The 22320-nt window shown below is 48.9% G+C and carries 22 protein-coding genes; 9 read left to right on the forward strand and 13 right to left on the reverse strand.

Annotated features, from left to right (window positions below; translation table 11 throughout):
* Positions 1–332: 332 nt before the first annotated feature.
* From J7439_RS09565 to J7439_RS09580, 4 genes are all read left to right on the forward strand, one after another.
* Positions 333–524, forward strand: a complete 192-nt coding sequence (locus J7439_RS09565; RefSeq protein ID WP_209201597.1) for a hypothetical protein — start codon at positions 333–335, stop codon at positions 522–524.
* 117 nt (positions 525–641) lie between these two features.
* Positions 642–1679: a CNNM domain-containing protein gene (locus J7439_RS09570; protein WP_209201598.1), complete on the forward strand. Its 1038-nt coding sequence runs from the start codon at positions 642–644 to the stop codon at positions 1677–1679.
* 35 nt (positions 1680–1714) lie between these two features.
* Complete coding sequence (locus tag J7439_RS09575) at positions 1715–2752, forward strand: imelysin family protein (protein WP_209201599.1); 1038 nt, start codon at positions 1715–1717, stop codon at positions 2750–2752.
* Positions 2753–3367: 615 nt separating this feature from the next.
* On the forward strand, positions 3368–3910 hold the full coding sequence (locus tag J7439_RS09580; RefSeq protein WP_209201600.1) for a pilin: 543 nt from the start codon (positions 3368–3370) through the stop codon (positions 3908–3910).
* Between the two features lie 334 nt (positions 3911–4244).
* Here J7439_RS09580 and J7439_RS09585 read toward each other — a convergent pair whose 3' ends face one another.
* Positions 4245–4517, reverse strand: coding sequence for a hypothetical protein (locus tag J7439_RS09585; protein ID WP_209201601.1), 273 nt, complete (start codon positions 4515–4517; stop codon positions 4245–4247).
* A gap of 457 nt (positions 4518–4974) precedes the next feature.
* On the opposite strand from J7439_RS09585, the gene J7439_RS09590 reads away from it, so the two are divergent.
* Entirely contained in the window at positions 4975–5712 is a 738-nt protein-coding gene (locus J7439_RS09590) for a DsbA family protein (protein ID WP_209201602.1), read from the forward strand.
* A gap of 218 nt (positions 5713–5930) precedes the next feature.
* Here the strand turns inward: J7439_RS09590 and J7439_RS09595 are convergent, their stop codons facing one another.
* The 6 genes from J7439_RS09595 to J7439_RS09620 all read right to left on the reverse strand — a co-directional run bounded on the left by J7439_RS09595 (position 5931) and on the right by J7439_RS09620 (position 12341).
* A complete protein-coding gene (locus tag J7439_RS09595) occupies positions 5931–6362 on the reverse strand; it encodes an H-NS family histone-like protein (protein WP_209201603.1) in 432 nt (143 codons plus the stop codon).
* A gap of 572 nt (positions 6363–6934) precedes the next feature.
* On the reverse strand, positions 6935–8650 hold the full coding sequence (locus J7439_RS09600; RefSeq protein WP_209201604.1) for an AMP-binding protein: 1716 nt from the start codon (positions 8648–8650) through the stop codon (positions 6935–6937).
* A gap of 369 nt (positions 8651–9019) precedes the next feature.
* Positions 9020–9325, reverse strand: coding sequence for a GIY-YIG nuclease family protein (locus J7439_RS09605; protein WP_209201605.1), 306 nt, complete (start codon positions 9323–9325; stop codon positions 9020–9022).
* Between the two features lie 105 nt (positions 9326–9430).
* A complete protein-coding gene (locus J7439_RS09610) occupies positions 9431–10639 on the reverse strand; it encodes an aromatic amino acid transport family protein (RefSeq protein WP_209201606.1) in 1209 nt (402 codons plus the stop codon).
* 228 nt (positions 10640–10867) lie between these two features.
* Positions 10868–11200, reverse strand: a complete 333-nt coding sequence (locus J7439_RS09615) for a PBPRA1643 family SWIM/SEC-C metal-binding motif protein (protein WP_209201607.1) — start codon at positions 11198–11200, stop codon at positions 10868–10870.
* A gap of 292 nt (positions 11201–11492) precedes the next feature.
* Complete coding sequence (locus tag J7439_RS09620) at positions 11493–12341, reverse strand: CvfB family protein (protein WP_209201608.1); 849 nt, start codon at positions 12339–12341, stop codon at positions 11493–11495.
* Positions 12342–12515: 174 nt separating this feature from the next.
* On the opposite strand from J7439_RS09620, the gene J7439_RS09625 reads away from it, so the two are divergent.
* Positions 12516–12908 (forward strand): acyl-CoA thioesterase, encoded by a 393-nt coding sequence (locus tag J7439_RS09625; RefSeq protein ID WP_209201609.1) that lies wholly within the window; start codon positions 12516–12518, stop codon positions 12906–12908.
* A gap of 48 nt (positions 12909–12956) precedes the next feature.
* Here the strand turns inward: J7439_RS09625 and J7439_RS09630 are convergent, their stop codons facing one another.
* Positions 12957–13688, reverse strand: a complete 732-nt coding sequence (locus tag J7439_RS09630) for an META domain-containing protein (protein WP_209201610.1) — start codon at positions 13686–13688, stop codon at positions 12957–12959.
* Between the two features lie 165 nt (positions 13689–13853).
* The gene (locus tag J7439_RS26425; protein ID WP_286196372.1) at positions 13854–13979 is read right to left on the reverse strand and encodes a hypothetical protein; all 126 of its coding nucleotides are present in this window, start codon (positions 13977–13979) and stop codon (positions 13854–13856) included.
* Between the two features lie 51 nt (positions 13980–14030).
* On the opposite strand from J7439_RS26425, the gene trhA reads away from it, so the two are divergent.
* Positions 14031–14705 carry a PAQR family membrane homeostasis protein TrhA gene (gene trhA, locus J7439_RS09635; RefSeq protein ID WP_209201611.1) on the forward strand — a complete coding sequence of 225 codons (675 nt, stop codon included), beginning with the start codon at positions 14031–14033 and terminating at the stop codon, positions 14703–14705.
* Between the two features lie 493 nt (positions 14706–15198).
* The gene (locus J7439_RS09640) at positions 15199–16146 is read left to right on the forward strand and encodes a cysteine peptidase family C39 domain-containing protein (protein WP_209201612.1); all 948 of its coding nucleotides are present in this window, start codon (positions 15199–15201) and stop codon (positions 16144–16146) included.
* Positions 16147–16204: 58 nt separating this feature from the next.
* On the opposite strand, the gene J7439_RS09645 is transcribed toward J7439_RS09640, so the two are convergent.
* From J7439_RS09645 to J7439_RS09660, 4 genes are all read right to left on the reverse strand, one after another.
* On the reverse strand, positions 16205–18019 hold the full coding sequence (locus J7439_RS09645) for a DEAD/DEAH box helicase (protein ID WP_209275466.1): 1815 nt from the start codon (positions 18017–18019) through the stop codon (positions 16205–16207).
* Positions 18020–18612: 593 nt separating this feature from the next.
* Positions 18613–19584, reverse strand: coding sequence for an aldo/keto reductase (locus tag J7439_RS09650; protein WP_209201613.1), 972 nt, complete (start codon positions 19582–19584; stop codon positions 18613–18615).
* Positions 19585–19684: 100 nt separating this feature from the next.
* On the reverse strand, positions 19685–20854 hold the full coding sequence (locus J7439_RS09655; protein WP_209201614.1) for an alpha/beta hydrolase: 1170 nt from the start codon (positions 20852–20854) through the stop codon (positions 19685–19687).
* Positions 20855–21012: 158 nt separating this feature from the next.
* Positions 21013–21936, reverse strand: coding sequence for a hypothetical protein (locus J7439_RS09660; protein ID WP_209201615.1), 924 nt, complete (start codon positions 21934–21936; stop codon positions 21013–21015).
* A gap of 239 nt (positions 21937–22175) precedes the next feature.
* Here J7439_RS09660 and J7439_RS27045 point away from each other — a divergent pair.
* Positions 22176–22320, forward strand: a 145-nt coding sequence (locus J7439_RS27045; protein WP_209201620.1) for a transposase, incomplete at its 3' end; no start/stop codon positions are given.

Here is a 22320-nt window from a genome sequence, read left to right on the forward strand (position 1 = left end):
CCCCGACTGCCGGGAGTGCTGGCCATGTTCAGCCGGGATGGGTGCATTCTTTGGTGGAGTTGGCGGTTTGTTCGCCGGCCTTAGCGTTGAAATTGCGACATTAACAGCTGGCGAGGCAGTAGTTTGTGGTATCGTAGTGGGTGCGGCCGGAGGAGCAGTTGTCGGCACTGCAACAGCGGCGACCTTCCTTGCCTTTTGTTGCAAAGGTCAGGACGATACCCAAAATCATCAAAACACTTCCATTAATTCCAGAATGGTCACCAGGCAACCAGACACGATAATCCGTTTCCCCCGTCCCGACTCCGACTCCGACTCAAACTCAGACTCACCGCATGTCACATATACAGGCGCATATTATCCTGCAGTTCTCATGGGTAGTCACGGCGGATACTGCGATAGCAGTTATGGTGGTGGTGACTTTGGCTGCGGCGGCGGTGATGGTGGTGGATGCGGTGGTGAGTGAGCGAATCCCGCAAATTTCAACACTTACAGATCGTGGTACCTTAATATGTATGCAGATGTAGCACCCTGGTAGCGAGCAGCCGGAATTCCGGCTCAATGTAATATTCGGAAATTTCTATCGCCAAAGATTAAATTCTCAGGCTAGAATAGCATTCCCTTGACTACCTTTGGAGCCATGCGTGGTTACGCTTGTTGCGTATGTTGTCATCGCTATTGCGGTGTCCTTTATTTGTTCGGTGTTTGAAGCCGTCCTACTCAGTATTTCCCCGGCCTATGTGGTTAGTCTTGAGCAGAAAAACAGCAAATGGGCAAAGATTGTCCGTGAGCTGCACGATCATATTGACCGCCCTCTGGCCGCTATTCTCACCCTGAATACCATTGCTCATACCATTGGTGCGGCAAGTGCAGGTGCCCAGGCAGCGAAAGTCTTTGGTGATGCCGCCGTTGGTGTTTTTTCCGCCGTGCTGACTTTACTGATCCTGGTGTTGTCTGAAATTATTCCAAAAACCATTGGTGCGTCCTGGTGGCAATCCCTGGTTCCGGTCATGGCTGTTGGTGTGCGCTTTATGGTTAAGCTGCTACTGCCCATTATCTGGATCACCGAGTTACTGACCAGTAAGCTGAGTCCAAAAGACAAAACTAACCCCTATCTGCGTGATGAAATTCAGGCGATGGCCGACCTTGGCTTCCAGGTTGGTGCACTTCAGGGTGTCGAGTCTGAGCTGATGAAAAACATGCTGAAGTTTCGTGATCTCCAGATTGTGGAAATCATGACGCCTCGCTCAGTGCTGTTTTCATTGCCAGAATCTACCACCACTGATGCTTATATGAAGGAGTTCACCGGTTCCAGCTTCTCTCGTATCCCTGTGTACGGTGAAGACCCGGACGATATCAACGGCTTTGTCATGAGAAATGACATTTTGCTTTCCCACCTTCGGGAAGGCGGCAGTACCAGACTGGAAAGCCTGAAACGTCCGATTATTGCCGTGCTGGAAAAAGAGCCGCTGCCAAAACTGATGGCAACGTTCCTGGAAAAACGCAGCCATATCGCCATGGTGGTCACCGAATATGGCGATATCCGTGGTATCGTGACACTGGAAGACATGATTGAAACACTGCTTGGCCGCGAAATCGTCGATGAAAGTGACGAAGTGGTGGATATGCAGCTGGCAGCAAAAACCAAGTGGGCGCATCGCCTGACGGCAACCGCTTCCTGACAGCCTTCTTCCTTAGAGCGGGCAGTTCATAACTTATGAACAAATACCTGAAACTGATCATGCTGTCGGTGGGCTTGAGCGGGTGCGATCAGTTTTTCCCTGAAATACCGGATTTATCCCGTTCGCCCATGACCGTCTTGCTGGAAGACCAGATCCAGCCACGTTATACCAGTCTGGTTTCTGAGGCATTGAACCTGAGAAACCTTGCCTCGGAGTTCTGCCTTAATCCGGATAACAAAAACTTCGGGCTCCTGCAGCAACAGTGGCGTACGACCATGTTAAGCTGGCAGTCAGCGGAAGCGGTGAGCCAACTGATGCTGGAAGAGAATATGGAAGGCTGGCGTTTTCAGTTCTGGCCAGATAAGAAAAATCTGACCGGCCGCAAAGTTGAAGCGCGGCTCAAAAGTGCAGCCCCTGTGCCATTATTGTCAGACAGCGTTATTCTCCAGGGGCTTTCCGCTTCCGAATACCTGCTCTTTGATTCCCGGGCCAATGATGCCCTGGCCCTGAAGAAAACCGAGTATTGCCAGTTTCTGATGGAAAACACGGAAGCACTGTTTGCCAATAGCATGGAGTTGCAGCAGAACTGGGAAAAGTCCGGTAACTACTCCCTCAAGTTAATGGCAATGGAGCGGGGCCAACATGCCCTGGGCCTGAATGGCTGGGTGCTGAACAGCCTAGATGCCCAGACTTCACGGCTAAAAAAAGAGCTGGCCCTGCCCCTGGGGAAACATCGCACCAACCTTTTTCTGGCGGAATCCTGGCGCAGCCAACAATCTCTGGAAAATATCCGGACGGTGCTTGCAACTGCTGATTCGCTGGTTGCCCTGGCCATTGAACAATCCGTTAATCAGGAACAGGCTGAGTTGTGGCAAGGCATTGTTGAGGTGCTGGATCGTCTCTTATTAGCCATGCAACACCTGCCTTATGATTTCACCACTGCGATTGAACAGGGAAGAATTGAAGAGCTTTACCAGCTGAAAGAGCACATTAACGCACTTAGCCAGCAGATTGTCACAACGGCGGGCAGGCTTCAGGTGCCTTTGGGTTTTAACTCAAGTGATGGGGATTAGTGCATCAATTCGATGAGTTTGATGTGTACAATCTCCGTTCACTCTGAGCGGAGTCGAAGGGTGATTGGCACAGTCTTTATTCCAATGGCACTGACTTAAGCTTAAAAGCCCCGTAAACATGGGGATTGATACAGGTTGAGAGGTTTGAATTGGAACCACAAAGTACACAAAGAGCACTAAGAAGAGCTTTTCTTTTCCTTTGTGCTCTTTGTGTGCTTTGTGGTTCAAATCGTAGGGTGCCTTGAAGCCTGCGTATGGCAGAGCTTTCACTCTTAAGTCAGTGCCATTGGTCTTTATTCAGGGCATGGAGCTTACGCCCTTCGACTCCACTCAGGACGAACGGAGTTTGGGGGTTGGAGCAGGTGTCGGCTCGCAAGGGGAGCGATCTACAAAAGCCACGCTTAGCAAATCTCTGGTTTTAGTATTGTGACACATATCAAACCATGTTACTTTTTTCGTGTTCTGCGTAGCTATACAGATGATAACCATAAGCTTTTAGCGGAATACACACTGAGAAAGGACGATGTACCCAGGGTAGGGTGGTTAAAAGACGCATGTCTTGTATGAAGATGCATGCTAAAAAAACTATAAATGATGTTCCCGGGGGACAGAAAAATGAAAAAACAACAGGGTTTTACGCTGATTGAATTGATGATCGTTGTGGCGATCATTGGTATTTTGGCGGCAGTGGCTATTCCGCAGTATCAAAACTATATTGCACGCTCTCAGCTATCTGAGGTTATGGTTAACCTGTCATCAGCAAAAACTACTATCGAAGAAACTGTAGCAATTGACGGTGCCTTCCCTCAGTTTGCTCAAGCTGCTGGTATGGGCATTTCTACAGCAGGTTCAATTGCTTCTGCGGTAAGTGTCCAAACAGGTGGAGCAAATAGTACAACGGGTTACGTTAAAGTTACTCTTGTTACTGATCCAACAGAAGAGCGTCCAGTATTAAATGAAGATGGTTCTGCTCAAACAGATGAAGCTGGAAATCCAGTTACTGTAACTGTTGCAACAGGTGCTGCCCAATTGAACACTGCATTACGTGGCGGTATTTTCAACTTCAAGCGTAATAATGCTGGTACTTGGTCATGCATATCTAATATTCCAGATCAGTACTTGCCATCTGGCTGTACTTTTGATGCTGCTACTCTTTAGTAGTTCTGGCCACTTTCCCAAGCTTAACTTGGCTCCCACGCTCCAGCGTGGGAATGGATTCCTGCTAAATAACCTTCCTAACAGTGCCTGCCCAACTAAAGAATATCGACAGAATAAGCCTCAACTCTGAACAGCACACTTAAGAGCCTTGCTCCTGTGCGTCGGATGGATACGAAAGTTCGCAGATATTCTTCTCGCAGGTAGTTGACAGGGGCTTGTGGCAGGCAATCCCACGGAAACCCGTGGGATCAAGGTCAGAACCTAAACGCTGGCCTGAAATACTAAGAGATCATTTTCACTCAGTATCTTTGTCCATTGCGCTTCCAACAAAAAATCAAGCATTCGGATCAATAATCACATGAGCGCCCTTTTCCGCCGCCATTTTACGACAGGCTTTATAGTCACGGTCACTGGTAATATAAAAAGTCGGAGCAATATTGACAGTAAGGTCCGGAGCCATTCCACGTCCACCGGATTGTCTTTCGGAATTGACCTGGCCCATTGAGTAACAGACCATACCCTGTTTCTGAAGATCTTCCGCTTTATCCGCAGCCTGAACAGCACCGGCCAATAACATTCCCGCTACAGCAACAGCAATTACTTTCATTGTTTCAGTCCTTTACGTGTGTTTTTAAGGAACTGTTGTTATCGGCCCCGGCAGCGATCATTTAGCAGGTTAGTACGTTTTTCTGGCAAATGCCTGAGACGCCAATACAACACCTGTGATGAAGTATATTTGGCTTCTCCTATCTCACTGGCTGATACCGATAATCTGTTCTTTCGGGTACTCCAGCGGTCTTGACGCTACGCCTTCAAGCGGTCTCTTCAAGCTATCCCTATAAAAACCATACGCAGGCTGTACCCGATGTACTTTGATCTGGATCATCTTTTTCCGAAATCCCGGCTTTTTTGATCAGCAAAGGCAGCGATTAATAAATAACCAGAATAAAAATAGCAATATTTACAAGATTATTGCCTTAACCAATGGCGACTGCATTCCATTACCGCCCGTCAAACCGGTATGATGGTAAAAACAATCCTGAACATTACATTGGACGTGAACCATGAAAAAGCTGCTGGCCATTGCCGCTACCGCACTTATCCTGCCAATCAGCAGTCAGGCCGCACCGCTGGACCGGGAACAGCAACAACAGGTCAAAGAGCTGGTGCGTGAAGCCCTGATGGAAAACCCTGAAATTTTTATCGATGTTGTCAATGAGTTGAAAAAACGGGAAGAGTTAGCCAAATCACAGGCGCAAAACTCGGTGCTCACCAGCAATATGGCTGAGCTTTTTCACGGTGATGATCCCTTTGCCGGTTCCTCAACCCCCAAACTGACCATTGCCTACTTTGGTGATGTGAACTGTGGATTTTGCAAACGGCAGGACCCGATTCTGGAAGTGCTGGTCAACAGTTACCCTGACCTGAAAATTATCTATAAAGACATGCCAATCCTCGGGCCAAGTTCAAGAGAGGCGGCTGCGCTCTTATTAGCAGCCAGGGCTGAAGGGAATGACGCCTATCTTGCGCTGCATAAAGAATTGATGTCTCATCGTGCCCGGCATGACTCGGATTCCATTGCCAGTATTGTCAGAAAACAGGGGCTGGATCTGGAGGCTCTGAAAAACGCTGTAGTAGATGATGAGATTTACAAACAGCTGGACCGTAATATCATGCTGGCCCAGAGGCTGGGCATTACCGGTACTCCGGCACTGGTGTTCCCCGATGAAGTGGTTAGGGGGTTTAACCAGGAAAATGTTCTGAAGGAGATGATTGATAAAAGGCTCAGGCAAACCAGGTAGGCAGGAGTGAAACCAACCTGCCCCTGGGTCTGACGAGGGGTGCTGGCGGTTGGTTGATCGGTGTTGCTGGTTTTGCATTGGAACCACAAAGGCACAAAGACACTAAGAAAAGCTTTTCTTTTCCTCTGTGCCTTTGTGGTTCAAACACAGAACCACTTAAATAGAAGATGCTTAATGTCTAACGTAAGAAGCTCTTTTTTCAGCAAGGATTTAAACAATCAGAGTTCAGAAACGATACAGGCCTTGCGATTTTTACCGGTTCGCTCAAGATAGTCTGAGAAGTCCGCAGGAATACGTCCGGTTGTTGCCCCTTCCCAATCCACTGATGAACCATCAACGGCTTCGTAGCGAAACAAATAACGCTGGCGTGTTTTTCCTTTACGGCCACCACTGCTTTTCTCTTCTGACAGGTCTTTGATATCACCCAGGGAGAGACCCAGCTCTTTCATCTGTTTAACCACCGCATCCAGCGCCTCTTTTTTGCGGGCCTGCTCCTCTTCAACCTCCATTTGAGCCATCACCTTTTCTTCGTAAATGGCTTCAATGCGACCGATGACGCGCTGAAGGTCTTCAGCGTGCATATCGTGAAAGAGCTTGCGCACCTGAACTTTAGACTTCAGAACACCGAGAGCTTCATCAAAAATATTCATGGTTTGAACCAATCTGGTAAATCAAAGGATCCATTAAACGCAGGGTTTAAAATTGGTAAAAAACTTAACATTGACAATTCTGCCTGTAAATAGACAAAAGCCCGTGCATTGTTGATAAAAAATGAGCATATTTTCCCATCACCTCGCAAAAATGTGTTTTCAGACATCGTTAAGCGTAACGGCCAATTACATTACAACGAAGCTATGAATCATAAGGTAATACGAAGAATCAGGTTCCTCATCACATGGTTTGGGGAGTCAGCAAAGGTTAACAGTTAAGGTAGAAATCAGCAGCATGAAACAGGGAAGATTAATTAAAGCCAGAATACTGATCAAAACACTGCCAACATAATCATTTACTCGCATTTCAGGTAAAAAACAAAAAGTGGCCGCCTGCTTACTTCATGAAAGCCTGATTACTGAGTTTAATTCATATTCAAAAATACGCCAAAAAAACGGAATTCTGGCTGAAACTGAATCAATGGATTGAAGCAATAAGTTTCAAGCATATTAAAAGTCAGTTTAATTACAAAGCCCCGGAACACGTACCGGGGCTTTGCTGATGCCTAAAATCAGGCAGCCGTTTCGTGCTTCTTCATCTCTTCGGCGCGAAGATCTTTCCGCAGAATTTTACCCACTGGCGTCATTGGCAGAACATCCCTGAATTCAACCTGCTTTGGCACTTTATACGCGGTCAGGTTCAGTCGGCAGTACTCCTTGACCTCTTCCGCCGTTAAGCTTTTGTCCTGTGGAATAATAAAGAGTTTGACGGCCTCGCCGGTTTTCTTATCGGGTACACCAATAACGGCACAGTTCTGCACTTTATCGTGCTTGGAAACCACATCTTCCACTTCGTTGGGGTACACGTTAAAGCCTGAGACCAGCACCATATCCTTAACCCGGTCGACGATTTGCACATAACCCTGTTCATCGATAATGGCCACGTCTCCGGTTTTAAACCAGCCTTCGCTGTCAATCACTTCTGCCGTTGCTTCCGGGCGCTGCCAATAGCCTTTCATCACCTGCGGGCCTTTGACACAGAGTTCCCCACGCTCTCCCAATGGCAGCTCATTGCCCTCATCATCAATGGTCTTCAGGGCCGTGCCGGACATTGGCAAGCCGACAGTGCCCAGCCTGGCGTAACTGCCTGCAGGGTTCAGGGATACCACGGGCGAGGTTTCAGAGAGGCCATAACCCTCGGAAATCGAACATCCCGTGATCGTTTGCCAGCGGTTGGCAACCGCCGCCTGCAAGGCAGTACCACCGGACATGGTTGACTGCAGTTCGGAAAAGTCCAGGTCTTTAAATTCCGGGTGATTCATCAAGCCAACAAACAGTGTGTTCAGGCCGATGAAGATATTCACCTTGTGGGGCTTCAGGGACTTGACAAACGTATCCATATCCCGTGGGTTGGCAATCAAAATGCTGTGTCCACCCTGATGGAAGAATGCCATCAGATGCACGGTGAACGCGTAGATATGATAAAGAGGCAGGGGCGCAACTGCGGTATTGCCTTCGGGCTTTGACAGCGGCACACCATTATCATCGGTCTGAGACAACGTACCGGCAGTCTGCAGTACATTACTGACCAGGCTACGCTGAGTCAGCATAGCGCCTTTGGCCACGCCGGTGGTGCCACCGGTATACTGCAACACCGCCACATCATCAGGATTGGCCGGCAGCGGTTTGCTGTACCGGGATTTTTCCCCAAGCTTCATGGCCTGATTGAAACTCAGCGCCTGGGGCAGCTGGTAAGAGGGAACCATCTTCTTGACGTGCTTTACCGCCAGATTAATCAGTGACCGCTTCGGCCAGGGCAGCAGGTCGGCCAGCTCAGTGACAATCAGGTGCTTGATGGGCGTATCCTGAATAATTTCCTCCACCAGGTGGCCAACCACATTGAGGCAGACCAGCGCCCTGGCTCCTGAGTCGGTAAACTGATGTTTCATCTCCCTGGCGGTGTAGAGCGGGTTGGTATTAACAATAACCAGACCAGCCTTGATTGCGCCATAAGCGACGATGGGGTACTGAATAAGGTTCGGCAGCTGAATAGCAATACTGTCACCGGGCTTCAGTGTCGTATGGTTCTGGAGATAGGCAGCAAACCGGGTGCTTAGCTGATCGATTTCGTTGTAGGTAACCGTTTTGCCCATGCTGGTGTAGGCTGGCCGGTCGCCGTATTGATGGACTGCATGTTCAATGACTTCGCCCAGGTTTTTGAACTTTTCAAGATCAATTTGGTCTGCAATGCCTGGGGCGCGTTTGCCATCCCAAAAACTGGCTTCCATGAACACCTCATACTTATTTTTTGTTGTTATCGGAAGGCGATGAAACAGTTATATTTCCCTGGCCTGCTTTTTATGAGGCAGGTGTCTTACAAAAATCCTTTTTGCTTCATCTATTTCTGAGGATCATACTATCTAAACGTTCAACCTTGAACCAAAAATGATAATTTATGCTTCTTTTTGTGCTAAAAAGCCATGAGCTGCTCGGGACGATAGTGCAGGAAAGCGCTAGTCCCCATACAATGCACACCCTCGCTCTACGTGGGAACGAGATGCAAATCCTGCCACGGAGGCACGGAGAAAAGAAAAATCTTTTCCTCTGTGACTCCGTGTCTCCGTGGCAAAAAGAGGAAGTTTTTCAGGGGCAATGCCTTAGTGATTGGTATTAACCAGCTTTACGGTCCAAAGATCACAGCAATTTTCCGGTGAGGCAAGCAAACTCAGCTTTTGAGGGCGAGTCAGCTTTTTGATGGCCGCTTCCCGTCGGCTGGCCGAAGAACGGTCATGATTACCTTCCAGATAGACCAACTGCTGTGGCTTCCGCCCCCTGAAATACCTGGCTCCCCCAGCAGTACCGCAATGCTGACGCCAGCGCCGTTCAATATCCGTGGTGATGCCAGTATAAAGGCTGCTATCACTGGCAAGAATAATGTAAACCGACCAACATCCATCCGACATTCTTTGCTCTTCCTGAACGATTCCGAGTTGCTTCTTGATCCAATTGACCACGGCAGGAGGCTGTCCGGGGCTACTGAAATAGTGAGTCTATTCTCAGAAAGCCTTTTAGCCAATAGAGGGCAACACACCACCAATCACCCCAAACTGGGCAACGATCACCAAAAGTCCCGCAATAATGGCAATGGCCAGGGCCGGAATACCACCAGCCACTTGATAGGGTTCTTCCATATGGAGCTTGCGAACCTTCCAGACCAGGGCCACGGGAATAAATACCGCCAGAATCACCAGGGCCACAGCGGCGTAACCCAGGGCAGTGACAAAACTCCCCGGCATAAAAATAGCCGCCAGCAGCGGAATCAATAGCGTGAGTGTGATGGTTTCGATACGCCCCCAAATACCGTGAGAGCGACCAAACACTTCTGCCAGATAGTCAAATAACCCAAGAGCCACACCCAGGAATGACGTGCCCAGGGCAAAGGCAGCAAAGGCACTGATCATATAATCAAAACTGGATGTTCCGGAATGGTTGCCTATGGCATCCATCAGCGATGTTACACCGTCCGGACGGTGTGCCATGGTCACCACCACCGCAGAGGAAACCACACCAATCACCACCGCCATCCAGATCACGTAAATGCTGAACGGAAGGGCACTGCCACCAATCAGGGCATAGCGAAACCGCCGGGGTTTTCCCTGCACATACTGAACCACGGTGGGTACCGCACAGTGATAGCCAAATGAGGTATATAACACCGGCAGCGCCGCGAATAAAATGCCAGGGGTACTGTTCTCCAACCCAAGATTACTCAAACTGACCTCGGGCAACAGTGACACCACGATATACAGCAGCAGGGCCAGCATCAGTGCGAACATCACCCGGTTGGCCACATCAACCACCCGGGTACCGGTCACCACCAGAATGGCAACCAGCAACACCACCACCGTTGCCGTGATGCGAAAAGGCAGGTGAATCCCCTCTTTGGCCAGCAGGCTGCCCAGCACGTTGGCACCACCGGAAATGTAAGCTGCGCACAGGGAATAATAGAGAAACAGCATGGCGACGACGGCAATACCCTGACCAACCGGCCCCATTAAACGCCCCATAACGCCATGGAGATTCTCTGCTTCCGGGCAGGCCCTGCAGGCCTCGGCAATTAACAGACCGCCGTAGGTTGATAACCCCCACATCAAAAACATCAGGAATACGCCCCAGACCAGACCGGTCAGTGCGGACACCAGCGGCAATGCCAGCATGCCTGCACCAATGGAAGTACCGGCGACCAGAAGGCTGCTACCCAACGTCTGACTTTTCATATTCGGTCCACCTGTTTGATAAAACAAAAGCCACTAAAAGTGGCTTTTGAAAGTGGGAAACTTATATAAAATAGATCGACAACATGGCTCTATAAATAACCTGCCAGTACTAATAATGGACTGAATTAGAATTTTTTCTACTTATCAGGTGTTTTTGCCAGAAATCTGAAGGGGGGTTGACCCGGGGGCCTATAGAGCTCGCAGCAAACCCTTAATAGACCCTGGCTATCAAGCGCAGCACTTTTTATATTTTTTCCCGCTACCACAAGGGCAAGGATCATTCCGGCCCGGCATTTTTTCCAGTACCGTAGTTTTGGGCGTATCCTTCAACAACTGCAGGGCAGAGATATCCTCTGCGGCTTCTTCATCCACGTGAATCTGGCAGAACCAGCCATTCTCCAGAAACTCTTGTTCCAGCTCAGCCCGGCGTTCTTCGGTCTGCACAGTAAGAACGGCAGGATTCTTTTCTGTTCCGAGACGGGCTTGTTTTTTACCGTCGAAAACCCGGTAGGCCTGTTTATCGTCAATTTGAAGATTGGTCTGGGTATAAAATTTGCCCATTTGATCACCTGTTAAGTTGGAAAATGTTGACCTCTCGGAACGAGAGCAAAAGGGAAATGCAAAACCGGAGCAGTTTACTGGAAGTGCCTGTCATTAGCCACCGACCAATTCTTTCCGGCATACCTAGGAGGCTGTCCGAGAATAGACTGCCCTACTGCGGTGGCAGCAAATTGGTCTAAAAATTCCGTTTTGTTCGGCAAATAGCCCCGCTATTCACCTCACAAAACGGAATTTTTATCCTCAATTTTCTGCCATCCTCGCTACGGGCGCTATTCTCGGACAGCCTCCTAGCTTATAAAAGACGAATGCCATCTTCATCAATGCTAATCAGGCGTTCTTTGTATAGCCCACCAATCGCCATTTTGAATACCCGTTTACTGACCGAAAATTCTCTTTTGATAATCGCAGGGTCAGTACGGTCATTAAACGGCAAAAAGCCCTTCTCAGCCTTTAACCTGGCAACAATCACCGTACCCAGGTCGCTCATTTCCTGCTTATCAAAGCCGGGCTTTTTCAGGCATAAATCCAGTTTCTGATCGGGCCGGACCCGTTTGATAAATCCGTCAAACTTCATGCCCATCCGGATTGGCTGGTCGATATCCTGGTCAAAAATAACCCCAAGGTATTTATTCTCGACAATTGCCGTATAGCCAATATCCGTACGGTCACAAACCATCAGAGAAACTGCCTGACCATTACTGTACCGATGGGGTGTTTTGGACGAGATGGTAGCCAGAAACTTGCTTATTTTTGACGACGCAACGATCCGATAGCTCTGCTGTTCCTGATAGATATACACGACATAAAACTGGTCTTTGACCATGCGCTCTTTCTGTTCACTAAAAGGCACCAGCAGCTCTTTTGGCATATTCCAGTCAAGGAAAGCACCAATACGGTTGGCATCGGTGACTTTCAGGCAGGCGAATTGCCCTACCTGAGCCTTGGGGCGGAGTGTCGTCGCAATGGGGACATCATCAGAGTCCAGGTAGATAAAAACATCCAGCTCATCCCCAACCTGGCACCCTTGTGGCACAAAGCGTTTGGGCAGCAGGATGTCGTCCAGCATCCCCCCGTCAAGAAATGCACCAAAATCCAGAAGATTGACCACCTTCAGGTGGTTCATGCGACCTATTCTAACCATGAGCCTGTCCGGCAATAAAAGCGGGCGGGGATTATATCATTGCCGTGAAGGCTCTGCTGTTATCACCAGCAAAAATAGTGTCCGTTATTTATGGCGTGAGAATTGCCTTATTAATGTCATATAAATTATTCACAATAAATCTGTTTTCATAATAACCAGGCAAGGAGCATCAGAATGAAGTATTTTTCACGCCGCGCGGTAAAACCCGGTGACCTCAACCCTGCATACCGACTGTTTGGTGGCACACTGCTGGCCTGGATTGATGAGGAAGCCGCTATCTATGCTTCCTGCAAAATGGGCCCTGGCAAGTTGCTGGTGACAAAATATATGTCAGAAATCGACTTTGTCAGCTCAGCCGCCTGCGGTGATATTCTGGAGTTCGGTATTGAAGTAGTCAGTACCGGTAAGACCTCACTGACCATCTGTTGTGTGGTACGCAATAAGGTCAACAGACAGGTGATTATCGTCGTTGATCGTATTGTGTTTGTCTGTGTTGACGAAATGGGCACTCCGACTCCGCACCATATCAAGGCAGAGAAGGAGTCAGAAGTGCTGGAAATGGCTTGATGCAGTGAAGTGCGCACCTTAACAGGGCGCACTTTACCCGCAAACGATTCAGTGATTTGCCGGAGCAGTCTTAAGCTGAACAGAGGGCTTCACCGCAGTGGCAAACATCACCTGACCATTCTGGATCACTTCCGCCAACAGCTCATAGTTGCTGCCCGGTTTCACCAGCTCAGGTGCATAGTAGACCACATAATCCACGACATCCACCGCCCTGCCTACGCGGATTCGCTCAATGCCAATGATGCCAGCCGGGTCATCGGGCATGGCGCTATCTTGCAGAACCACAATAACTTCAGAGCCTGGTGCAAAAGTGCCTTCACTGGCAGTAATCTGACCGCTCACATTGGCTGATTCGGTCACGTAGGTCAGTTCCTGGTCACCGCTTGCGCTGTTCAATACCAGTCCATGTTCTTTTATGGTGATATTGTCCAGTTTTGGGAACATTGCCAGATACTCAGCTTCACTGGTCATCAATGGTGGCGGACAGGCCATTCTGTTGCTCCCCATTGAGGTAAAGTGAATTTTATGGCTGGCAACCTGATAGTTACCAAAGTAGCGGTTACAGGGTGCCTGGCCTCCAATACGTCCATCCAGGGCAGTGGCAGGGCGAAGCTCCATGGTGACTCTCGGGCCCGATACCGGCTGACTGTTCATTGTCGTCAACACCCAGGTTTTGTTCTCAACCAACTGGGGGTCTACACTGGTCAGCTTGTGGGATCCGCACCCAAACAGGGCAGCGCCTGTGACCAAAACAATACAAGAGTGAATCAACCTTTTCATGTCATACTCCAGCAACGGGAATAAAGATAAACTTGCAGGCTGTCGAACTTAAGCGTGTGTGGCAAGAGTCGTCTAAGTTCGAGAGTCTCCTGCGGCACAGCCATCAGCGATAGCCTGTAGAGGGTGACTGCCGGGGGCAGATGACCTTGGAAAAAAAACCTTTGATCAGCCAGCAAAGCAGAAACTGATAGTGTTAAAGTAGTCGATCATCAGGTATTGCTGCCATTCTAATTTTCCACCCGGACCTGGTACCCGGGCTACATTCAGGATGACCTGATAATTCCCATGCATCAGGGCATAAGATTCAGTATGATCAGCACTGGCACTGATTAAAAACGTTTTATGGCCCCGAAATCTACCGCAGGAAACCAACTGATCAGCCGTGGCTACAGCCTGGCTGAAGAGATTGCCAACAGTATTACTCACGGTCTGGGGGCTCTGCTCAGTGTCGCCGGTCTGACGCTACTGGTCACCTATGCCGCCCATCAGGCTGATGTCTGGCGGGTGGTCAGTTTCAGCATCTACGGCAGCACCCTGATTCTGCTGTTTCTGGCTTCTACGCTTTACCACAGTTTTCAACATCCAAAAACCAAGCGCGTCTTCAAGATACTGGATCACTGCTCCATCTATCTGCTGATTGCCGGAACCTACACGCCTTTTCTTCTGGTTAGCATGAGAAGTGTGACTGGCTGGATTCTTTTTGCTGTCATCTGGACCCTGGCTGCATTGGGCATTATCTTCAAGGCGGTGTTTGGGTCCAGGTACAAAAAACTGTCGTTAACCACGTACATTCTGATGGGCTGGCTGGTTCTGGCGGCCTCCAAAGAGCTGGCAGAGAACTTGTCAACCAATGGCATATACTGGCTGGTTGCCGGTGGCTTGCTTTATACCGTTGGCGTGATCTTTTATTTATGGAAAAAGCTGCCTTTCAATCACGCAATCTGGCATCTCTTTGTATTAGGTGGGTCGGCCTGTCACTTCTTTTCGGTTTTATTCCATGTATTACCGCCAGCCTGAAGAAAAATAAATTTTTTCAGCTTCTCTGGAAACTATTTGGCGATTAATCAATCAAAGTCATCAAACCATTTCGATGAGTTTGATGTGTATAATCTCTGTTCACCCTGAGCGTCTTTCGACTCCACTCAGGGTGAATGGAGCCTTGAGTTCTATGAAGGAGCCTGTCAATTGCATCGAAACCGTGTACTGGTAACAAAGCACTTTTTGAAGATACTGGTTTATGATCCCCTTGAATGAGCCCTCATCCGGCTATACTGCTCCGAAAACAGATATCGCTCTGAAAGACGAAGTTATTTCTCCATGTAAGCAAACAGCAGATTCCAGTGGCCATCTGGTCAAACAGGTTCCACCAATATCTTCTACCCTGAAACAAGGTCCGTCATTTTCCTCCAATGGCCGAAAACCATTTCATGAAAAAACAAGGCTACACAATGCCAGGCTTCCCATTATTCAAATTAAGGCCAGTGGGCTGTCAGGCAAGCCTGCCTCACAAATGCCAGAACTGACATCACCCGGTCGGCGTACGCCGCTTAATTCTCCCTCTGGCAAGAGTAGTAACCCCTTTTATAAACCAACGCCGGAACTTTTGGCCACACTGTTAAAATTGGCTGGCATCCCCTCTTCCGTTTACCAGAGACAATACCCACCAGTATCCAATGTTGACACCGTTCGTGGGGGCGACGATACAACCTGTGAACAAACCAAAAAGACGGTTGAAGATATTATTGCCTCCTACAAGTTACTTGAGGATAGAGGTTTTAAAAAATATCTGGCAGCGAAAAGACTGAGAGAGGAGATGTTTGATAAAAATCATTTTATGTGGAATAGACCGGCCTCTCTTCTGGAAATTGTTGTCCATTATACTTTCCGGTTTGACCCTGTTCTCAAAAATATATCGTTTTCTGGAGCGCATGGTTATGTGCTCACATATCTTGACCATGAAATCTTGACAGTGCATCAACCGATAAGAAAAGAACATATTCAGGAGTCTGGGAAGTTTAAACCGATTGAAGTCAAATACACCTGTAATGGCAGACCCATCATTCAACAACAGGCAACCAGAGGCTGTAGTTACGCTGTTGCAGCAATGCTGATACATCAGCATCACGGCACTTTTTCGGTTAGTGACTTACGCTCAACCAACCTTGGCAATGACAAGCTGATATTTCAAGCATTATCTACGGCAGGCCTATCCCCCTTTAAAACCCGGCATTCAAATCTTGAAGATCTGGCCATTGCAGTTAATCGGGATGGGTCTGCAATAGTCACAGTAAGTAGTTTGGAAGGGGGAATGCATGACATTATTGTTGATGCGGTTACAGACACATCTGTTCTTATTCGAGACCCATACCACGGTTGGGAAGTTGAGATCAGCCGGGATGCTTTTAAGACATCCTGGGATAAAGACGCCATTCAGGTGAAACAGCGGATAGCAAACTGATAAATTCCCGGTTTCAGAAAGTCCGGGCTACTGGAAGAACCAATAGCCCGGAATGCTATTAACGAGTGCCGCTATTATCACGACGTGGACGACGATCGCCACCACGGCCACCTTCGCGACGGGCACCGCCTTCACGGCGACCACCTTCGTGGCGGCCACGGCCACCATCACGTCGGCCACGGCGCTCTGTTTGAGGCTCGTCACCGGTCCACAGTTTCAACTCCATTGGCCGGTTGCGAATCCTGGCACCTTTCAGGGCTTCAATAACGCTCTTGTCCATCCCTTCTGGCAGGTAGACTGACGAGCAGTTATCAAACAGTCGGATATGGCCAATGCTCTGTCCGGAAATTTTGCCTTCATTGGCAATGGCTCCCACCAGGTCACCCGGGTTGATGCCCTGGTCACGACCCAGTTCGACACGATAACGCACCATGCCATCATTGTTACGTTCACGGCCACGCTCACCACGCCTTTCGCCATCACGACGTCTTTCGCCACGATCACGATCACCACGATCACGGCCTTCACGACGGGGCTGCTCCGGTTCTTTGGCATCCGGGAACGGGCGTTCTTTCTGGGCCATAAAGCAGAGCGCTGCTGCCATGTCTTCATAGCTCAGGGCATTTTCCTGCTCAAGCTCGGCAACAATCTCACGGAACACATCCAGCTCTTCGCCCATGTCAATCGCTTTGATGACATCTTCCTTGAACTGACGGATACGAATATCACGCACGTCACTCATGGAAGGCAATCGCATGGTATCAATACGCTGTCGTGTAGCACTTTCGATGGCACGAAGCATCCTGCGCTCACGATGGGTGGCAAACAGGATCGCAGTGCCCTGACGGCCAGCACGCCCGGTACGGCCAATACGGTGAACGTAGGCTTCTGTATCGTACGGTATGTCGTAGTTCACTACGTGACTCATACGCTCAACATCCAGGCCCCTGGCCGCTACGTCGGTAGCAATCAGAATATCCAGGGATTTTTTCTTGAGACGATCCACCACTTTCTCACGCAGCGCCTGACTCATATCACCATTCAGCGCCGCCGCAGCGAAACCACGGGCTTCCAGTTTTTCCGCCAGTTCCACCGTGGCGGTTTTGGTGCGCACGAAAATGATCATGGCATCAAATGATTCCACTTCCAGAATGCGTGTCAGGGCATCCAGCTTGTGGAAACCGCTGACCATGCAGACCTTCTGGGTAATGGTGTCAACCGTCGCCGTTTTGGCTTTGATCTCCACCGTAGCAGGCTCTTTTAAGTGAGTATCTGCAATTTTGCGAATCTGGTAAGGCATTGTGGCAGAGAACAGGGCCACCTGACGGTCAGCGGGCGTCTGCTCCATGATCCATTCGATGTCATCCACGAAGCCCATGCGCAGCATTTCATCCGCTTCATCCAGAACCACGGTTTTCAGGCTATCCAGCTTCAGGCTTTCACGACGCAGGTGATCCATGACCCGGCCCGGCGTGCCCACAATCACATGGGCTCCACGCTGAAGGCTGCGCAGTTGGCCGCGCATATCCTGACCACCGTAAACAGGCAACACATGGAATCCTTTCATGTGACGGGCGTAACGTTGAAAGGCTTCTGCCACCTGTATAGCCAGCTCACGGGTCGGCGTTAAGACCAGAACCTGCGGATCGCGCTGCTTCAAATCAATGGCTGACAGCAATGGCAATGCAAATGCGGCTGTTTTACCTGTACCGGTCTGCGCCAGACCCAGAAGGTCACGACCTTCCAGCAGGTGAGGAATACTTTGTGCCTGGATGGGTGACGGGCTCTCATAGCCGACATCCTGAACAGCCTTGATTACCGCTTCCGACAGGGGCAGGTCCGCAAAAGTCATCGCGTTGTTGGTATCAGTCATTTGATACTCCGTAAATTCATTCTTTGCCATAAAAATGCCGCCATTTTGCTGTCAAAAGCTGTCAGGATCAGACGGCATTTGATCGTCCGGTAAACCGGCTCATGGCTGCTTGGTGCTGGCGACGTTTGGAGCAAACAGAAATAGGATGGCAGTATACTTTTCCGACGCTGTTCCAGTAGCATTCGGAAAATTTGCAGCCATGGACTTCCTGGTGCCGCTATCCGGAACTCCCCTCTGATCGAATACAGAAAGACGTTACCGAATCGCCTGTGAGGTCCACGACTGCGTTTGGAGAGGCTTGATGAACAAGCTTGGCCTGCATTGGCAGAGGATAATAAGATCTATTGATCTTCCAGTGGCTGAGCTCTTGATTGCCATAGGCTTTTCAAAGGAGCGGACAGTTGCCGGATTAAATGCAGGAAACGAAGTGCCAGGACTTCCCAACAAACCCCTGTGTCCATAAGTAGGACTGCACATGGGGATAGAAAAAGGTCTGCTAGTCTAGCGTGTTTTTTAGACAGTGAATACTGTTTTTATCCCTGAATGAACTAGGGGATTATCACATCCAGGGATTTTCCCCCAATCGTTTCAGGCTACGGCAGCGCCCGGCCCCGGGCACTCACGTACAGCTGATACCACTGCTCACGACTTAACTGAATAGTCTCAGCCTCGCTACAAGCCCTGATACGCTCGGCATTTGTTGTGCCAATCACCGGCTGGATAGCTGCGGGGTGGCGCATCAGCCAGGCCAGCACAATAGCCTCTCTGGAAACACCCAGCTGCTCTGCAAACGCTTTGACCAGCTCAGCCGTTTTCTGAATAGCCTCGGGCTCACCATGAGTATCTTTCCCGGTGAACACACCGTTGCTCAGGCAGCCCCAGGCCTGCAGCTGAATATTGTGGCTGCGACAATATTCAACGGTGCCAGGGGTAAAGCTGACCGCCGGCCCTTCCGGGTGATTGAACAGCACACCTTCATCCAGCCAGTCCAGATGGGTCAGGCTCATCTGCAACTGGTTGACCACAATAGGTTGATCAAGGAATGACTGAAGGTATTTGATCTGGTGGCCATTCATGTTTGACACACCAAAATGTTTGACCTTGCCATCTTTCTGCAGCTGATGAAACGCCCCGGCAACCTCCTCTGGCTGCATCAGCGGATCCGGTCTGTGCAGAAGCAGAAGGTCCAGATAGTCGGTGTTTAAACGGGCAAGACTCTTTTCCACACTGTGCAGAATCCAATCCCGGGAGAAATCGTAGCGATTGGGAATGTTCCCTTCGGCGAAGCGAATGCCGCACTTGCCTTGCAGGAATATCTTCTCCCTCAGCTCTGGTCGATCACCCAGCACGCCACCAAATACCTGTTCAGCCTTGCCAAAGGTATAGATATCGGCGTGGTCAAAGCAGTTTATGCCGCTCTCCAGGGCACTATCCAGAAACTGGTGCGCCTGCATCATATGACCCTTTGAAACCGGGTTATTATCCCAGCCTCCACCCAACCCCATACAGCCTGCGGCGATTCTGCTGGCTTCAGGCAAGAAAATAGTCAGGGGAATTCGATTCATAAGACTCCAACCCAATCGGGTTACTAATTATAAGTAGTCAGAAATATGTGATTTCATATGGTTAGCTACTTAGGGTGCAGACATAGTAACATTGATTCACTCAAAGGTACTTTACCATTTCATAAGTCATTACCGCGTGGCTATTGCCGGAAAATTCTTTGGCAAATACCCGCTTGGGATCCATCTCACCAGGATGAAGCGACTTAATAAATTCTGACATACGAGCCCCTTTCGGGATAACCGGATCATCACGATGGTTCAGTGACACAATGTAAATCTTACGATCAATCAGTTTACGCATAGAGGCTTCAGCATCCAGATTCCCACCTACCAGCCACCCCAGAAAATTGGCAAGTCGGGGCCTGTCTGGCATAACAACTCTTGGCGCTGTGGTAAAAGAGTCATGGGACAGTAACTCGACCCTTGAATCATCCTGCCCTCCGCTGGCTTCAAGGTGTCTGGCAAGCGAGACGGTTGCCACACCTCCGCCAAGAGAAGTGCCAGCTACGTATACATGTTCAAAATTTTCCAACGCATATCCCAGGGCAGCAGCACCATCCTGAACAATGGTTTCATAGGTTGAGAAAGGCAGATAACCCGACACTCCATCACTCTGGTTTAACCCCGTCCCCCTATAGTCATAAAGAATGACCGGGCATTTCTTTTCTGACTGTATTCGGCCGGGTGCTGACCCCGGATGAAGACAACCTCTACCCAGTAGCTGTGAAAGAACCATACCATTTGGATTGTGATAAAGAATGCATTGACTATTACTCGGGTCCCAGTCGGGGGGATAACAAATCACGCCGTGCAATATGCCCGAATCATGTTTAATTGGGAGCTGCTCAAACCGAAAGCCACTGGTATTGGTTGCATCACAGGCTTCCTTAACAATCTCACGGCTTTCCTGTAAGCCCGGAAATTTCTGGAGACCCGGGAACTTATCAGGAAAAGTCTTTCCAAGCCATGGAAACACTTGCGATCGCACCAGGGCAACACCAACAACCTTGGCAACCCCCAGCCTGTTTTCAATCATCCAATGAAAAGGCGTCAGGACAACCGCAGATCTTGATAAAATTGAATAGCAGGTTCCGGGGACAGAACAAATAAGATCCTTAGCCAGGGATAAATAACTATCAGGCTCGACGGATTCAGTAGAACGTGCCCCCATGTGCGACTTTTGGTCATTATCAGGGCATGCTTCCTTCGCCCGGCTCCTTAACCAGGGTGATTCATAAGCGTATCTATCAGCAATAGTTCCGTAAGTCATAACAGCCTCTTTATTCTAATTCTGAGCATCGATTCAGAAAAATCATTGTTGCAATTAACGACAGAAAAGCGGCCATGCCCTATCAGGCCAACTTAAAACGTTGAATATCCCGTCACTCCCGGAAGATGAAAAGAAGATAATTCAAGGCCGAAAAGCCACTACCTTGATAGCGCATCAACAGCAACATCCACTGGACTTTTATTTTCCAGACGAAACTGTTTCAGTTCTTGTAACGTGTAGCCGAAATCACAACAGGCAACGTCAAGTCTGGGTGTTTGTTGACCACTATCCACAAAGATAGCAATGTGTTTAAAAGAAGAGCTCTCAAGTGTTTTCAGCTTAGGTTCACGAATGTAATTACTAAGCACTTTCGACTGTAATTCAGACAATACTTCCTTAGCCTTCGCTCCTTCTGAAAGAAATTGCTGAAATCTTTTGGATCGGGGAACAAGAACTCTGCTGGAAAAGGCAGCAATTCGGACCGATAAAGAATCAGCCGAACCAAATGCAATACTTTTTTTAGTTAACTTTCTATCTGCTGTTAACTGAACTATGGGAAAGTCAACGAGCCCGGACTCCACCTTGCCCACTACTTTTACGATATCGTTCTTTATCAGAAAATCCAGGCATCCCTCGTTTTCTGCATAGTCCTTGATCAGCATCAATTTTACTATATGTTGATCTTCATCAAAATCAGGCTCGGTATAACTGCGAACATCCTGAGAAAAACTGGAAAATCGTATTGAGCACTGCATAAACCTTTCGCCATTTTCCAACTTTAACCTAAGGCCGCAAGAACCATCACTATGGGTAAATTGCTTAGGTAGCACCTTGTAAGTGTTACCATCAGTATCACAGAAATAGTCGTAGGTCGTCGGACTGGCAGGAATACTGGCCGATCGGTCAGCAATGTTAACCGGCCTTGGTGCGCTGCCAGCACCTGGCTGGTCATCAAGAATACTCACACGGCTGAGTGACTCTTGCAGATCCGCTACTCTGCTGTCATCACTTGACTCGGTATTGCGTGAACGAGTCTGTGGATGTACCGGAAGCTGACCGGAAGAACGCGTCATTGGATTCATGTTAAAGCCCCCATCACTAAGTTGTTACGTGGAACAAGTTAGTCGGGTTTCATTAACATAAGTTCCCTTTACACGTTATGTTCGACTTTATTCAATAAATTGACCTGATAGTGCCTGGCTGCACTGGGACATCGTTTTGATGAGAGACTGTTGTAAAAGTTACTGATCATTAACTCAGGATAAAAACTCAAAGTCGTCTATAACTACAGTATCTGATTAGCTGAAGAAGGAGGATAATTATGTACCCATCCGACCTTACTGATGACGAGTGGGCAACCCTCAAGCCTCTATTCCCTGACCCTGGCTATGATACTCCAAAAAATGGTCGACCACGTGACTGGAGTTATCGTCTGATATTGAATGCCATATTCTATCTCACTAAAA

It is taken from the genome of Salinisphaera sp. G21_0 (genome assembly GCF_017744115.1).
Lineage (GTDB): Bacteria > Pseudomonadota > Gammaproteobacteria > Pseudomonadales > Endozoicomonadaceae > Endozoicomonas.